Here is a 14776-nt window from a genome sequence, read left to right as displayed (position 1 = left end):
GTTGTAACTGATTCCGTCATTTACCGTCTAGTTCGATGTTTATCCCATCTCTATAGTGCGTCCATCGACCGCGCCAGCCTTTAGCGCTTGACTCCCCTTCGGGTTGGTTGAGACAAGGGGCTGTGCATCCATGGTTACCAGGGCAGTTTCGGCTGCATTGTGAGAAAAGGAGCAAGCATGCAAACACGTCAATTGGGTCATAGCGGGCTGACGGTATCCGCCATCGGTTTGGGCTGCATGGGCTTGAGCTTTGGTTATGGCCCCGCCACCGACAAGGCTGAGGCAATCGCCCTGATCCGGCGCGCCCATGAGCTCGGGGTCACCTTTTTCGATACCGCCGAAGCCTATGGCCCTGGCGACAACGAGTTGCTGCTGGGGGAGGCGCTGGCCCCGTTTCGCGACAAGGTGGTGATCGCCACCAAGTTCGGCTTCAAGCACGGCAAGGTACCCGATGGACTGGACAGCCGGCCGGAGAATATCCGCGCCGTGGCCGAGGCATCCCTGCGCCGGCTCAACACCGATGTCATCGATCTCTTCTATCAGCACCGCGTCGATCCCGAGGTGCCGATGGAAGAGGTGGCCGGCACAGTACAGGATCTGATCCGCGAGGGGAAAGTGCGCTACTTCGGTCTGTCCGAGGCCGGCGTCGATTCCATCCGCCGTGCCCACAAGGTGCAGCCGGTGGCGGCGCTGCAGAGCGAATATTCCCTCTGGTGGCGTGAGCCCGAGCAGACGATCCTGCCGCTGCTCGACGAGCTGGGGATAGGTTTCGTGCCGTTCAGCCCGCTTGGCAAGGGCTTTCTGACCGGGGCCATCAAGGCCGATACCCGCTTCGAGGCGAACGATTTTCGCAGCATAGTGCCGCGCTTTGCCGAGGAGGCCCGCGCCGCCAACCTGCGCCTGGTGGAGGTGCTGGGGGATCTGGCCGCCAGCAAGGGGGTGACGCCGGCCCAGATCGCGCTTGCCTGGCTGCTGGCCCAGCGGCCCTGGATCGTGCCCATTCCGGGCACCACCAAGCTGCACCGGCTGGAAGAGAACCTGGGGGCCGCCGCCATCAGGCTCGGCAGCCGCGAGCTGGCCGACATAGACGCCGCCGTGGCAGGCATCGAGCTGGAAGGGGGGCGCTACCCGGCGCATCTGGGAAAACTGGTGGGGCGCTGAGGCGCCCTGTTTGAAAGCGAGCCGTGCAAGGCACCCGGCCACTGCCGCATGTCTTGACAACGCTCGCGTCGCCCCGGTTTGCCGGGGCCCTTATGTTGTTATGACTCACAGGAGCCGCGATGGCCGGTATTATCTCGTCTGTATTGCAATCGGGTCTGCCCGAACATCAGGACTCAACCCAGTATCGGGCAGGCCGGTTTCACAATCTGGTGGCGCCCCCCGCGCGCAGTGTCTGGAAAGAGGTCGGGATCTGGCGTGACTTCCTGTTTGGCAAGCCCGCTGGCACCCTGCCGGATCGCGCCATCCCGGTGCAGGCCATGACCCTTGCGGATGTCATGGCGGCTCCGGATTTCAGCGTCTGGCGGCTGGGCCACTCCAGCCTGCTGCTCAAATTGCGTGGCCAGTTCTGGTTGACCGATCCCGTCTTCAGCGAGCGCGCCTCACCGCTCTCATGGCTTGGCCCCAGGCGCTGGCACGCCCCGCCCATGGCTCTTGAGGATCTGCCGCCCCTAGCCGGGGTGCTCCTCTCCCACGATCACTATGATCATCTGGATCACGCCACCATAGTGGCGCTGCAGGGCCGGGTGGCGCACTTCATCACCCCGCTCGGGGTCGGGGCCAGGCTCCGCGCCTGGGGCGTGCCGGCACACAAGATCAGGGAGCTGGACTGGTGGCAGCAGACCAGGGTCGATGGCATTGAGCTCATCGCCACGCCGGCACAGCACTTCTCCGGCCGCGGCCTGAGCGATGGCAACCAGACTCTGTGGGCCTCCTGGGTCATTCGCAGCGATGAGTGCAAGCTGTTCTTCAGCGGCGACAGCGGCTATTTCGCCGGCTTCAAGGAGATAGGGGAGCGCCATGGCCCGTTCGACATGGCCTTCCTCGAGACGGGGGCCTACAACGAGCGCTGGGCCCATGTGCACATGTTTCCGGCCCAGACCGCGCAGGCGTTTCATGATCTGCGCGCAGCCTGGCTCTATCCCATCCACAACGGCACCTTCGATCTTGCCATGCACCCATGGGATGAGCCGCTGGAGCAAATCACCCGGCTGGCGGCCGAGCAGCAGATCCCGCTGACCACCCCCATGATGGGGGAACCGCTGACCTTGCAGGCCCCCCATGGCGGCAGCCTCTGGTGGCGGGAGTGAACCTGGGTCTGGCTCAAGCGTGAGAACGGGCGCCCATGGCGGGCGCCCGCATCGTCGAGCCAGCGCCTGCTACCTTCACGCCGCTGCGTTCGGGCGCAGCGGCGCCGCTTCAAGCCTGATTGCCCAGGGTCATGGTGCGCTTGCGTTGCTCGCGCACCAGGTGGCGGTTGATCTCGCCCAGCAAGAGCTCCTTGCTGATGGGCTTGGTGATGTAGCCGTTCATGCCGTGAGACAGGTAGTACTGCTTCGATTCGGGCATGGCATCCGCGGTCAGGGCGATGATGGGAATGTCGGCCCAGCTCTGGCGCGAGGCGCGGATATGGGTGGTGGCTGCCAGCCCGTCCATCACCGGCATCTGCACATCCATCAGCACGATGTCGAAGGTCTCTTGCGCCAGTCTGGCCAGCGCCTCTTCCCCCTGCAGAGCCAGCGTCACCCGATGGCCGGCAGACGCGAGCATGGCACCGATGACCTTGCGATTGGTGGCGTTGTCGTCCACCAGCAAGATGCGATAGCTCTCCTGACTGATCGGCTTGCTGGGCAGGCTGGTCATCGACGGGGTGGTCGCCTGGGCAGGCCAGAGATAGGTAAAGGTGCTGCCGAACCCCTCGTGGCTCTCGACCGAGATGTCGCCCCCCATCAGGCGGGCGAGGTTGCGGGAGATCTCGAGGCCCAGCCCCGAGCCACCATATTGGCGGGTGATGGAGATGTCGGCCTGGGAGAAGCGCTGGAACAGGTTGCCCATCTGGTACTTGCTCATGCCGATGCCGGTGTCCTGAATCGCGATCCGAATCGAATGACGCTCCTTGTCCAGCGGCTGGCTGTCCACCCTGATGTTCACCTCGCCCTGGTGGGTGAACTTGATGGCGTTGCTCAGCAGGTTGAACAGGATCTGGCGCACCCGCAGGGGATCCATCATCAGCCATTCCGGCGTGTTGGGGGCCAGGGTCAGGCTGAGCTTGATCCCCTTCGCATCGCAATTGCTCTGCATCAGGGCCCGGATGTCCTCCAGCAGCTTGGGCAGATGGTGGGGCACGAGCTGCAGCTCGATGCGCCCCTCTTCCAGTTTCGAGATATCCAGAATGTCGTTGAGCAGCCCCAGCAGATGGTTGGCTGACTCCCGTGCCGTCTCCAGGTACTCCCGCTCTCTGGGGGCCATGGTGCGATCCGCCAGCAGCGACAACATGCCGAGTATGCCGTTCATGGGGGTGCGGATCTCGTGGCTCATGTTGGCCAGAAAGCTGCTTTTCGCCCGCTGACCCGCTTCGGCCTCGCGGTTGGCCCGCACCAGCTTCTCGTTGAGCTGCTGCATCAGCTTGTGCTGCAGGAACGAGATATTCATCTGCCGCCAGATGAGCAGGGCCAGCACGAACAGCAGGGCAAACTGCAGGGCCGCGATCAGGCTGGTGGTGATGATCTGCTGGCGGACCCCCTCGCGGCGGGCGACGTCAAGCAGGGTCGCCTGCTCGTTGACCTCCAGGGTCAGCTGGTGGAGCTGGGGGAGCAGGACGGCCAGCTGTTGATCAAGCTGCTGATGGGCCGCCTGATCCAGCGGCTTGTGCTGGACCGGCCCGAGCCAGAGATCAGCCAGGGCGATGAAGCGGCGCATCTCCTTGCTGGCCTGCTGATAAATCTGGGTATGTTGCAGCAAGTTGCGATCCTTGCTCTCCAGCACCAGCTCAATCCGGCTGACCAGAATGTCGTATCTGAGCTGGAACTTGACCCGCGGCTCATTTTTCAGGGCATTTTGAAAGCGCAGCGCCTCGTTGTAGAGCTGGAAATAGTTCCACATGACGTTGTCTTCACCCTGACTGGTGCTGTGCTGCAGCTCCTCGAACTGCCGGTACTGGACGGTACCGATACCGGCAAACGCCAGCAACAGCACGCAGAGCACGACGAACAGGGAGCGCTGACTGGCTGCCATGGATTGCATGATGCGGTTCACTCCACCTTGATCTTGTTGATCTGCCAGATGGCACGACCGTAATAGAGCTTGTTGCGAAGCTCGGGGTATTGATCAAACGGGTAGATCAGGAACAGGGGCCCCTTGTCACGCACCGAGAGCGGCTTGCCATCGATGCTGCGGGCCAGGATCACCTGATACTGGGCGGCATCGCTGGTGGGCACCTGGATCGAGTAGTCGTTGAGCGCCGTGATGGTCAGCTGCTTGCCGCTGGCGCCCACCTTGGCCAGCAGATCGCTCAGACGGGGGCCGCGGAAGGTCTTCTCTTCGTCATACCAGGGGGTGTGAGTCTTGATCTCGTACTCGGGCAGTTGATCCAGCATGGCGGTGTCCCACAGGGCGTCCTGCTGGTAGTTGGGCTGGGTAATGGCGCCTTCCACCCTGAGCTGGGCGCTGTCGGGGTCGGGAGTCGCCTGGGCGGTAGCGCAAAGAATGGCCAGCAGGGGAGCAACATAAAAATTGAGTCTCATAACCTTCCTCCATGGAACCGTGAGAAGCAGATGCCAGGGCAACGGCGGGCCTGGCATAGAGGCAAGGCAATAAGCGTGCCTGATAGTGGAAAGCGGCAGCTGGCGTGGCTTAGACGGGGGTGAAGAGGGGGTGAGAGTGCCTTTTCATCGCATTTTGCAATGAGAAGGATGAGCCATGTTGCAAATTGGCAAGGAATTCTCCCCTTGCCGTGGCCGATGTGCTTCTCTAGTTAAGGTGAAAAACAGGGTTTCTTTGGGTCTTTTTCTTGCCAGGCACGGCTCTTGCTTTACTGGGTATGGCATGGAACGAAACCGTCTTGGCATAGACAAGGAGCTTCAACATGGAAAGCATGACCTACACCCTTAACGACACTCAGGTTGTGGCATTGGAAAGCGAGTTTGATGCGATGGCCGTCAGTGAATTGCGCCCCTTATTTGAAAAGCTGTCGGAGTACACAGGTGATGTGCTGGCGGATCTGCGAGACGTGCACTTCATCGACTCCTCCGGGATCGGTGCCCTGGTGTTTCTCCACAAGCGGCTGGTGATGAACGGGCATCATCTGGAGATCATCTGTGGTCCGGGGCAACCCCGCGATCTGCTGGACATGCTGCACATCAACCGGGTTATTCCCTGTCATGAGAACGTGAAAGCCTACATGCAGTCATCCGGCATGGTGGTGGCATCATGAAGCACTGGCTTGTGCTCGGGATCTCGCTGCTGATGGCGGGTTGCGCGCAATGGCCATCCGAGGGCAAGGGGGGAATGGCCGAGCTGAGACCCACCTGGTTACCGTTAAATGAGGATGAACAACGCCTGCTGTCAGGTTATGATGAGCGTCAACAGAAGCTCGATCAGCAACTGGTCAGCCTGAAGCAGGCGGGTCTGCGCGACTGCATGCCGGCTGGGCTAAAACAGCTACAATCTCAACGAGTTGATATAGTACGGGATGTACATGGCCGACTCTGGGCCGACGTAGCCTGGCGTCAGGCCATGCTGGCCGAGTCGTTGAAGCAGGTGCGTTTGCAGCTGGAAAAGACCACCAGTGGGGGTTGTAGCCGGAGCTGGTCTGGACTTCCGTTGCGTCAGTGGAGGCAAACGTAACAATAAAAAGGATGTCTATGGATCGGGGCGCTATCAAGGGATTTATCGCGGTTGTTCTGTTTTTGTTTACCTGTCCGCTGCTGGCAAGCACCCTGCTGGCGCCGGGTGATCGGCTCTCAATCGTGCAGCCGGGGGAGGCCGCCTTCGACAAGCCCTTCCAGATCGACAAGCAGGGTGAAATCAAACTGCCCGAGGTAGGCTCAGTGGTGGTGGGCGGCAAGACGCTCCCAGAGGCGGACGCCATCATTCGCACCGCCCTCAAGCCTGTTTACAACAACCTCTCCCAGCTGACCATCACCCTGTTGGAAAAGCGGCTGCTCATCAGCGTCATGGGCTATGTCAAAAAGCCAGGCAGCTATGATCTGGCCCCCGATGGCAACGTGCAGATGGCGCTGGATGCGGCCGGCGGCCTGGTGCCGGGGGCCCAGCTCAACAACATGCAGGTGCGCCGCGGCAACACCGTCTCCAGCTTCGACTACAAGCGCTATCTCGATACCGGCGATGCCGGTCTCTTGCCCCCGCTGCAATCCCTCGACGTGGTCTTCGTACCCGCATCCCCTCTTATTGGCAACGTCCAGATTGATTTCGATGCCGCCACCCTGGCGGCCGGGGGCGATGGCGACACCGGCAAGGCGATCAAGGTGTTTGGCGAGGTGAACAGCCCGGGGGCCTTCAGCTTCAAGAGCGGTAACTCCATCGTCGATCTGCTGATGCGGGCCGGCGGCGTGACCCGCTTTGCCGGGGTGGAGCGGATCCGGGTGATCAACGGGGATGCCCCCGAGCTGTTCGATCTCAAGGCGTACCTCGATTCGGGCAACAACAAGCTGCTGCCGGCGCTGGCCCCCGGCGCCACCATCTTCGTGCCCAAGGACGAAGAGCAGATCAAGCGTGGGGCGCGCACCATCTACATCATGGGGGAGGTGTTCAAGCCTGGCGCCTATGAGGGGCGGGAGGGGGATACCTTCCTCGACATCCTGGCCAACGCCGGCGGGCCGACCCGCTATGCCGAGAGCCGCCAGATCCGCTTGCTGCGCACCAATGGCGCGGTCGAACCCATCGATCTGCAGGCCTATACCGAGGGCATGCAGAAAAACCTGCCGCAGATAAGGCCGGGTGACGCCATCTTCGTGCCGGAGAAGACCGACATCAACGAAAAATCCTGGCTAAAGGTGGCGCCGGGACGGGCGGTGATGGTGATGGGGGCGGTACGCATTCCCGGCCGCTATGAATGGTCTGACGAGATGTCGCTGCTCGATCTCATCGCCCATGCCGGTGGCCCCAACGAGCGGGCCGACATCGCCAAGGTGCAGATCCTGACCTCGGAGGGGGGCATGGCGACCCCGACCATCTTCGATCTCGACAAGTTTCTCCATCAGGGGGGGGCCCTTGGCAGCCTGCCCAGGATCCACGCCGGCTTCACCATCATGATCCCCGAGCTGCCTACCGATCCCAGCGACAACAAATCCCAGTGGGTACGCCAGTCGCCGGACAGTTCCATCTACATCTTCGGTCAGGTCGGCGCCCCCGGTCGCTACGCCTTCAACGAGGAGATGGGCTTTATCGACATCCTCTCTGCCGCCGATGGCCCCACCGCAGCGGCGGATTTGCGCAACGTGCGCATCGCCCATCGCAACGGCAGTACGGCGCGGGTGAGCAAGCTGGATCTCGCCCTCTACTTCGAGACCGGCGACGAAACACTGTTGCCCAAGGTGCTGCCGGGGGACTCCATATACCTGCCGGAGAAGAACCGCCCCTGGCTCGACGAGCCCAAGGAGAACACCATACGGGTGCTGGGGGCCATCGCTCGGCCGGGCCGCTATCGCTTCAACTCCTCCATGACCCTGCTGGATCTGCTGGCGGAAGCCGGCGGGCCCACCAGCTCGGCCTACATCAAGAAGATCGTGGTGATCAACATGGCCGTCAGCGGCCAGGGGGATCAGGCCCGTACCTTCGATCTGGACGGCTTTGCCAAGGAGCCCGATTTCAGCAAGCTGCCGGTGCTCAGGGCAGGGGACACCGTCTTCATCCCCGACAGCAAGAGCAGCAACTGGGCCATCTTCATGGACGGGATGCGTGACATTCTTACCACCATCTCGGTGGTCGCTCTGGTGGGAACCCTGTAACGTGAGCATCCCGATCCAGTACCTGGAACTGGAGTCGCTCTACGCCTCGACCCTGGCGCGGGGGATCCGCTCCCTGGCGGTCACCTCGGCCGAGGGGGGCGAGGGGGTCAGCACCATCTGCGAGGCGCTGGCCCGGCGCGCCGAGGCGGACGGCCTCAAGACCCTGCTGGTGGATCTCAACCTCTATCACCCGGGCCGGCCCGCCGGCCAGGCCTGGGGGCCCAACGACGTGCCCGAGCCCCAACACCAGGGTCACGCCCTGGCGGTGCTGCCGGCGCCGGGCAAGGATCTGATGGCCTTTCGCAACAAGGAGACCCTGCGCGCCCTGCTGGTGCGCTGGCTCGAGCACTATGATGTTGTGCTGTTCGATACCTCCCCCCTCAATGCCCTCAACCGGGGCAATATCCCGGCGGATCAGGTGTGCGCCGCCTGTGAGGGGGCCCTGCTGGTGGTGCTGGCCGGCGTGACGCCGACCACCATGGTGCAGAGCGCGGTGGAGAAGCTGACCCGGGCCGAGGCCAATCTGCTGGGGGCCGTGTTCAATGACAGGGTCAATCCGGGGCTGGCCAGCGAGATCCTGCGCGAACTCAACCGGCTGCCGAGCAACCGGCTGACCGAGTGGCTCAAACGCTGGTGCCGGCGCAGCATGCTGCTCAACTTCCGGATCTGAGGGAGACGATATGAAAGAGTGGTTGCGATCCGCCCCCGCCACCCTGCAGTCGGTACGCGAGCTGCGTGGCCGTCTGGCGCAAGGGTTGGCGCTGTTTCAGGTGGCCCCCGAGGAGCAGGCCAACTGGCTGCTCTGCTTCAGCGAGCTCGCCACCAATATCGTGCGTCATGGGGAGCCGCCGGCGAGCCAGCTCTGGCTCACCCTGCAGCAGGATGAGTCGGGCCTGAGTCTGCAACTGGATGATGACGGCGGGCCCCAGCCCGCGCTGGCGGCCAACCCCCTGCCGGCAGAGCCGCAGGAGGGGGGCTATGGTCTGGCGCTGGTGCACAGCCTGTTTGAGGAAGTGAGCTTCAGCCACCAGCAGGGGCGCAACCGGGTGATCCTGCGGGCCCGGCACGCTCCCCGGCGGATGCCCATGGTGGCGGTGATCGACGATGACAAGGTGATGCGCACCCTGCTCACCGGCTATCTGCACGACCACTATCAGGTCGACAGCTTTGCCGATCCCCTGGCGGCCCTGCAGGCGTTGGGACGCCAGCCGCCGGATCTGGTGCTCTCCGACATCGAGATGGAGGGGATCGACGGCTTCGCCCTGCGCCAGCAGCTGATGAAGGATCCCAAGATGCGCGGGGTCCCCTTCATCTTTCTGACCGGCCACCATGATCAATGGACCCAGAGCCGGGCCGGCGCCCTTGGCATCGATGATTTCCTGATCAAGCCCATCACCAAGCAGGCGCTGCAGCTGGCGGTCGCCCGGGTGCTCAAGCGGTCGGCCCAGCTCAAGGCCCAGTGGGGGGATCAGCTGGATCAGCGGATGACCTCGGCCCTGCGCCCCCTGCTGCCGGCCAATCAGCTGCACGGCTATCAGCTGGCGCTGCAGACCCGCGCCGCCGCCGTGGGGGGCGGGGATTTCCTGCTGGTGAAGGAGCGGGTGCTGTGGCTTGGGGACGTGATGGGGCACGATGCCGAGGCCAAGTTCTTCGCCCACGCCTATGCGGGCTATCTGCGCGGTCTGCTGACCGCCCAGAGCGAGCAGCGATCTCCTGCCAGCCTGCTGACCACCCTCTCCACCGCCGTGCACAGCGATCCCCTGCTGGGGGCGACCCTGCTCACCACCCTCTGCATCGAGCTGGGGGAGGCGGGCCGCGTTCGCTGGGCCAGCGCCGGGCACCCGGCCCCCTGGCTCATCGGGGAGGACGGAATGCACCCGCTCGGCGTGACCGGCCCCTTGCCCGGTCTGCGGCCGGATCCCCACTTCGAGACCTGCGAGCATCAGTTGCAGCCGGGCGAGCGCCTGCTGTTCTGGACCGATGGCCTGCTGGAGAGCCGGGACCCCGCCGAGCGCCAGTTGTGGGAGGCGCAGCTGCAGCAGATCTGTCTCACCCCCGCACCCGGCCTGGAGCAGCTGGCCCTGGCCATCGCCACCTGGTTTGACGAGCGGGCCGACAAGGCCCCGGATGACATGACCCTGCTGCTGGTGGCATTTCCTGCCGACTGAGGCCCCCAAACTGCTGGCACACTCTATGCAAAACCCCCGCTGCAGGTGGCCCGACGCCACCAGAGGAGGTTGCCCATGTTGCCAACACATCAGGTCTGGCTCGCCATCGATGCCCGCCAGGTCGGCGGGATAGAGATCCACATCACCCACCTTGCCCGCGATCTGCTGGCGCGGGGTCTGAACACCACCATAGTGCTGGTGGCGGATCACGGTATGACCCCCTTTGTCACTCTGCTGAGGCAACAGGGGCTGCCATACCGGGTCTGTCGCAACAGCCGTGACTTCGTGCGGGTGCTGGCTGGCCAGCCCGGCTTCGTGCTGCTGCACACCCACGGCTACAAGGCCGGGATCCTGGGGCGCCTCACTGCCTGGTGCAGCGGCAAGCCCGTGGTCTCCACCTTTCACAGCGGGGATGACGGGGAGGGCTTGCTGAAACTCTACAGTTGGCTCGACCGGTTCACGGCCCGCTTTGCGAAGTGCATCGCAGTGAGCGAGCCCATCGCCCGCAGATTGCCTGTGCCAAGCACCGTCATCAGCAATTTTGTCCCCATGCCTGCCGCCCCGGTGGCGGTGGCGGGCAATCGCATCGCCTTCGTCGGTCGCCTCTCTGCCGAGAAGGGGCCGCAGGCGTTTTGTCAGCTGGCCGCCTTTTGCCCGGAGGGGAGCTTTCACCTCTATGGTGAGGGGCCGCTGATGGGGGATCTCAGCATGCAGTATGGAGATCGGGTCGAGTTTCACGGTTTTCGCCGGATGGCCGACGAGTGGCAGCAGATAGATCTGCTCTGCATCACCTCCCGCTTCGAGGGGCTGCCGCTGGTGGCGCTGGAGGCCATGGCCCACGGCATTCCGGTCTGTGCCTTTGCGGTGGGGGGGCTGGTGTCGCTGATTGACCACAAGTCCAACGGCTGGCTGGTGGAGCCGGGCCAGGTGCAGGACATGGCGGCCATCGTCAACTACTGGCTGAGCCGCGACGAGCAGGCGCGGGGCGCCATGAGCCGGGCCGCCCGCCAGACCATCGCCCGGGGTTACAGCGTCAACCACAGGGTGAGCGATATCCTGGCGGTCTATGGCGGCTGATCCCGGGCCGCCGGCACACAGCCAGCAAGCGCAGCGAGTGGCCAGGCCACTCGCTTTTTTTATGGCTGTGCGACGCACCTTCGGTCAACCCTTCTCCCTGTCAGCCTCGCGCTCTCTGCTCTGCCTATCTGGCGCCGGCCAGATGGTGCGGCTGGATGCCTCAGTCCGCCAGGCTCCTGAACAGCTGCGCGAATCCGCTTGCCCACGAACACCTCGCTGAAGAAGCAGACCGCGACCTCTGGCTCCCCCTGGCAGGGAGCCAGAGCAGGGGCTGGGGGAAGGTTGCGACGCAAACCGCCCTGGGATGGCGAGGGGCGTCGCTCTGGTAAGAGATGCGAGTGAGGGCAGCGTTGGCGTGGCTCGCTGTCAGCAATGAGATGAAATGGGGATGCAGGCCCGACAGGCTGGCGTGGCTGAAGGTGAAAAGCATCGGGCCACCGCCAAGGCAGTGGCCCGAGATCCGGCAGCGGGGGCGGCTCAGCGCCCCTTCTTGCCCACCATGATGGCGACCGTCTTGCCGATGATCTGCATGTCCTGCAGCAGCCAGCGCCAGGGGTGGAGCAGGGTCACCGAGTAGGCGAGATCGAAGGCGAGCTTGCTGCGCACATCGTCAAGCGACTCGTCGTAGCCCTGATTGACCTGGGCCAGCCCTGTGATGCCGGGGGCTATTTCATAGGTGCGCTCGATGAAGAAGGGCACCGCATCTTCCAGCCGGTTGGCGATGCCGGGGCGCTCCGGCCGCGGCCCGATGAGCGACATCTCCCCCTTGAGCACATTGAGGAACTGGGGCAGCTCGTCGAGCCGGGTCTTGCGCAGGAAGTTGCCGCTGCGGGTGATCCGGCTGTCGGCCTTGCCGCACCAGACCGGCCCGGTGCCTGCCTCGGCATCGGCGCGCATGGTGCGAAACTTGATCATGAAGAAAAGCTCGGTGTGGCTGGCGTGGCTGCGGCCAATGCGCAACTGGCGAAAGAACACCGGGCCCGGGCTGTCGAGCCGTATGGCCAGCATGATGAGTGGCCACAGGGGCAGGGTCAGCAGCAGGCCGAGGCTGGCACCGGCCAGATCCATGATGCGCTTGAGCACCTGGGTCGCTTTGGGGATGGGGTGTTTCATGCTGCTCTCTCCTGTGTGGTGGGGCGGGTCAGCATCCGCAGGCTGTAGCGCAGGGAGCCGATGCCGTTGTACCAGTGTCCGAGGACCAGATAGTGGATCTTGCGAAACAGACCGGGCCAGTTGTGCAGCGGGGTGAGCTGGATCAGCAGCACCAGGGCGTAGCCCAGCAGTTGAGCGGCCAGCAGCGCCGCGAACAGGGGCGAGTGGATGGCCAGCGGAATGGCGCACAGCCACAGCAGGGTCAGGCAGAGGGGCATCAGCACCCGCAAACCCTTGCCGCTGGCGAAGTTGAACGCCACCCAGCCGAATCTGGGGTGCAGCAGCGGCAGCAGACGCAGCAACTGCTGGGTGTTGCCGGCACCGATGCGCTTGCGGCGCTTGGATTCCAGCTGGGCATCGGAGACCTCCAGCTCAAGGGCGGCGCAGCGATTGTCATAGACCGCCTTGTAGCCTCTGGCGATGGCCTGCATCGGCAGGATGAAGTCGTCGTTGATGGTATCGGGCGCCAGCGGCGCCAGGCAGTCACTGCGCATCACATAGAAGGCGCCGTGGGCCCCCAGCATGCTGCCAAGGGCGGATTCGCACAGCTTGATCTGGCTCTGGTAGCGCCAGTAGCTGGCCTCACCCTGGGAGCCCGGCTGCCAGAAGCGATAGGCTTCGCCCACCACGCCGACGGCAGGATCCTGAAAGTGGGCGGCGGCCAGCAGCAGGCTGTCGATGGGCAGCAGGGCCGACACATCGCTGAAGGCGACCAGGGGGGTGTCAATCTGGGTCATCGCCTCGTTGAGCACGGCCACCTTGCCGCGATTGCGCGGGTGCTCGAACAGCCGGATCTGCAGCTGCAGCAAGGCGGGATCGCCGAGCTGGCAGAGGGCAATGGCATAGCTGTCGTCGGTGCAGCCATCAAAATGCAGGTGCACCGCCAGCTTGTCGGCCGGGTAGTCGAGGCTGGCCAGATTCTGCAGCTTGGCCGCCAGGGTGGTCGCCTCGTTGTAGATGGGCATCACCAGGGTGATGGCGGGGAGCTGCTCATCGCCGACCTCGGCCCGAAAACCCCGTTGGTGCGGGGTCGGTTGGTGCTGGCGCGAGCAGGCCCGTTTGCCGACCCATTTGAGCAGCAGGGGGTAACCCACATGGTGGTACACCACCAGGGCTGCACACAGCCAGAACACGATCATGATCCATTCCATGGGAGGCTCCTTTTGCTGTCTCTTCGCGTGTCGGTGGCATCGCCTCAGCGGGCGTACAGCGCCTGATAGGCTTGAGCCATCCGGCTCAGGCTGCCCTGTTCACGGACAAATTCCCGGGTGACGGTGCGCAGGCCACGAGAGTTGAGCAACCCCTGTGCCAGAAGTTGCGCCAGCAGAGCCGGATCTCGCGTCTCCAGCAGCTGACCGCTGGCCGGGCAGACGATATCGGCGGCGGCCCCCACCGCGCTCATCACCACCGGCACGCCGCAGGCCTGGGCCTCCAGCACGCACAGGGGCATCCCCTCCGCCAGTGACGGCAGGCAGAAGAGATCCAGCCCCTGATAGAAGCGGGGCATCTGCTCCACCAGGCCGAGAAAGTGCACCCGATGGGCAATCCCCAGCAGTCGGCACTGTTGCTGCAACGCATTTTGCAAACTGCCCACCCCGGCCAGTGCAAGATGCACCTCGGGGGAGAGCCGCGCCACGGCCTCCAGCAGCAGGTGGTGACCCTTGACCGTCTCAAGGCGGGCGGCGCAGCCGATGAGCCTCACCCCGAGGGGCAAGCCCAGCGCCTGGCGCGCCAGCTCGGCGGGGCCCGGGACGAAACGCCCCTCGTCGATGCCGTTGGGGATCACCTGGGCCTGGATGGCGCCGAGCCTCGCCTGCAGCTGGTGCGCCACCGGGGTGGCGTCTGCCACCAGGGTGGGCCGCAAGGTGCGCAGCCCAAGCCCGGCCAGCTGGCGCTGGCGGGGATCATCGAGATACCAGGCGTCATGCTCGGTGTGGATAAGGCTCGCCACCCGGGCCAGCCGGGCGGCCAGCCCGCCATAGAGCAGAGGGCCCAGATGGTGGGTGTGCACCGCCGCCGGCCGCAGCTGGCGCAGCAGGCGGATGAGGCGATAGAGAGTGGCCAGCGACCAGCCGGCGGGCTTGTCCAGACAGTGGATCCGCGAGGCGAACGGCCCCAGGGCGGGCCAGGCGGCGAGCAGCGCCTCCTTGCTCCCCTCCAGCGAGACGATATGCATGGGCTGGTGGCACTCGTTGGCCTGGCTGAGGTTGAGCACCATGGTCTCCAGCCCCCCGGGCTGCAGGTGCTGGACGATTTGCACGATGGCGGTGCTGGCTGACCGGGCGGTGGTGGGCATGGCACTCTCCTCACAGTTGTCGGCCCTTCCCGGGCCCCTTTGGCGGGACTATGCGAATCCTGTACCACAACGTCTGCCATGTTGGCCCGCTTGCTGGCATTACCCTTGCATTTCCC

At 64.3% G+C, this 14776-nt stretch carries 13 protein-coding genes; 8 read left to right on the top strand and 5 right to left on the bottom strand.

What is annotated here, in order from left to right:
• Nucleotides 1–177 precede the first annotated feature (177 nt).
• Both ACB033_RS09040 and ACB033_RS09035 read left to right on the top strand, forming a co-directional pair.
• Nucleotides 178–1161 (top strand): aldo/keto reductase, encoded by a 984-nt coding sequence (locus ACB033_RS09040; protein ID WP_139725844.1) that lies wholly within the window; start codon nt 178–180, stop codon nt 1159–1161.
• A gap of 119 nt (nt 1162–1280) precedes the next feature.
• The gene (locus ACB033_RS09035; protein WP_240041776.1) at nt 1281–2309 is read left to right on the top strand and encodes an MBL fold metallo-hydrolase; all 1029 of its coding nucleotides are present in this window, start codon (nt 1281–1283) and stop codon (nt 2307–2309) included.
• Nucleotides 2310–2418: 109 nt separating this feature from the next.
• Here ACB033_RS09035 and ACB033_RS09030 read toward each other — a convergent pair whose 3' ends face one another.
• Nucleotides 2419–4242: an ATP-binding protein gene (locus ACB033_RS09030; protein WP_240041777.1), complete on the bottom strand. Its 1824-nt coding sequence runs from the start codon at nt 4240–4242 to the stop codon at nt 2419–2421.
• An 8-nt stretch (nt 4243–4250) separates the two neighbouring features.
• Nucleotides 4251–4742, bottom strand: a complete 492-nt coding sequence (locus ACB033_RS09025) for a molybdopterin-dependent oxidoreductase (protein ID WP_010633831.1) — start codon at nt 4740–4742, stop codon at nt 4251–4253.
• Nucleotides 4743–5083: 341 nt separating this feature from the next.
• Here ACB033_RS09025 and ACB033_RS09020 point away from each other — a divergent pair, with 341 nt between their 5' ends.
• The 6 genes from ACB033_RS09020 (at nt 5084) to ACB033_RS08995 (ending at nt 11212) form a co-directional block, all read left to right on the top strand.
• Nucleotides 5084–5431 (top strand): STAS domain-containing protein, encoded by a 348-nt coding sequence (locus tag ACB033_RS09020; RefSeq protein WP_005301420.1) that lies wholly within the window; start codon nt 5084–5086, stop codon nt 5429–5431.
• On the top strand, nt 5428–5844 hold the full coding sequence (locus ACB033_RS09015; protein ID WP_139725846.1) for a hypothetical protein: 417 nt from the start codon (nt 5428–5430) through the stop codon (nt 5842–5844). The genes ACB033_RS09020 and ACB033_RS09015 overlap by 4 nt, the downstream gene beginning before the upstream one ends.
• 17 nt (nt 5845–5861) lie before the next feature.
• Entirely contained in the window at nt 5862–7967 is a 2106-nt protein-coding gene (locus ACB033_RS09010; protein ID WP_139725847.1) for an SLBB domain-containing protein, read from the top strand.
• 1 nt (nt 7968) lies between these two features.
• On the top strand, nt 7969–8637 hold the full coding sequence (locus ACB033_RS09005; protein ID WP_005301417.1) for a CpsD/CapB family tyrosine-protein kinase: 669 nt from the start codon (nt 7969–7971) through the stop codon (nt 8635–8637).
• Between the two features lie 10 nt (nt 8638–8647).
• Nucleotides 8648–10135, top strand: a complete 1488-nt coding sequence (locus ACB033_RS09000) for a SpoIIE family protein phosphatase (RefSeq protein ID WP_139725848.1) — start codon at nt 8648–8650, stop codon at nt 10133–10135.
• 75 nt (nt 10136–10210) lie between these two features.
• Complete coding sequence (locus ACB033_RS08995; RefSeq protein WP_139725849.1) at nt 10211–11212, top strand: glycosyltransferase family 4 protein; 1002 nt, start codon at nt 10211–10213, stop codon at nt 11210–11212.
• 477 nt (nt 11213–11689) lie between these two features.
• On the opposite strand, the gene ACB033_RS08990 is transcribed toward ACB033_RS08995, so the two are convergent.
• The 3 genes from ACB033_RS08990 to ACB033_RS08980 are packed head-to-tail and all read right to left on the bottom strand — an operon-like array spanning nt 11690 to nt 14660.
• Complete coding sequence (locus tag ACB033_RS08990; RefSeq protein ID WP_010633836.1) at nt 11690–12325, bottom strand: sugar transferase; 636 nt, start codon at nt 12323–12325, stop codon at nt 11690–11692.
• Nucleotides 12322–13515 carry a glycosyltransferase family 2 protein gene (locus ACB033_RS08985; RefSeq protein WP_371140467.1) on the bottom strand — a complete coding sequence of 398 codons (1194 nt, stop codon included), beginning with the start codon at nt 13513–13515 and terminating at the stop codon, nt 12322–12324. Before ACB033_RS08985 ends, ACB033_RS08990 begins: the two co-directional genes overlap by 4 nt.
• Nucleotides 13516–13559: 44 nt before the next feature.
• Nucleotides 13560–14660, bottom strand: a complete 1101-nt coding sequence (locus ACB033_RS08980) for a glycosyltransferase (protein ID WP_371140466.1) — start codon at nt 14658–14660, stop codon at nt 13560–13562.
• Nucleotides 14661–14776 lie beyond the last annotated feature (116 nt).

Origin of the sequence: Aeromonas sp. S15(2024), assembly GCF_041402265.1 — a bacterium.
GTDB lineage: Bacteria > Pseudomonadota > Gammaproteobacteria > Enterobacterales > Aeromonadaceae > Aeromonas > Aeromonas dhakensis.
The sequence above is the reverse complement of the archived record's forward strand: the minus strand, read 5'-3'. Positions and strand labels throughout refer to the sequence as shown.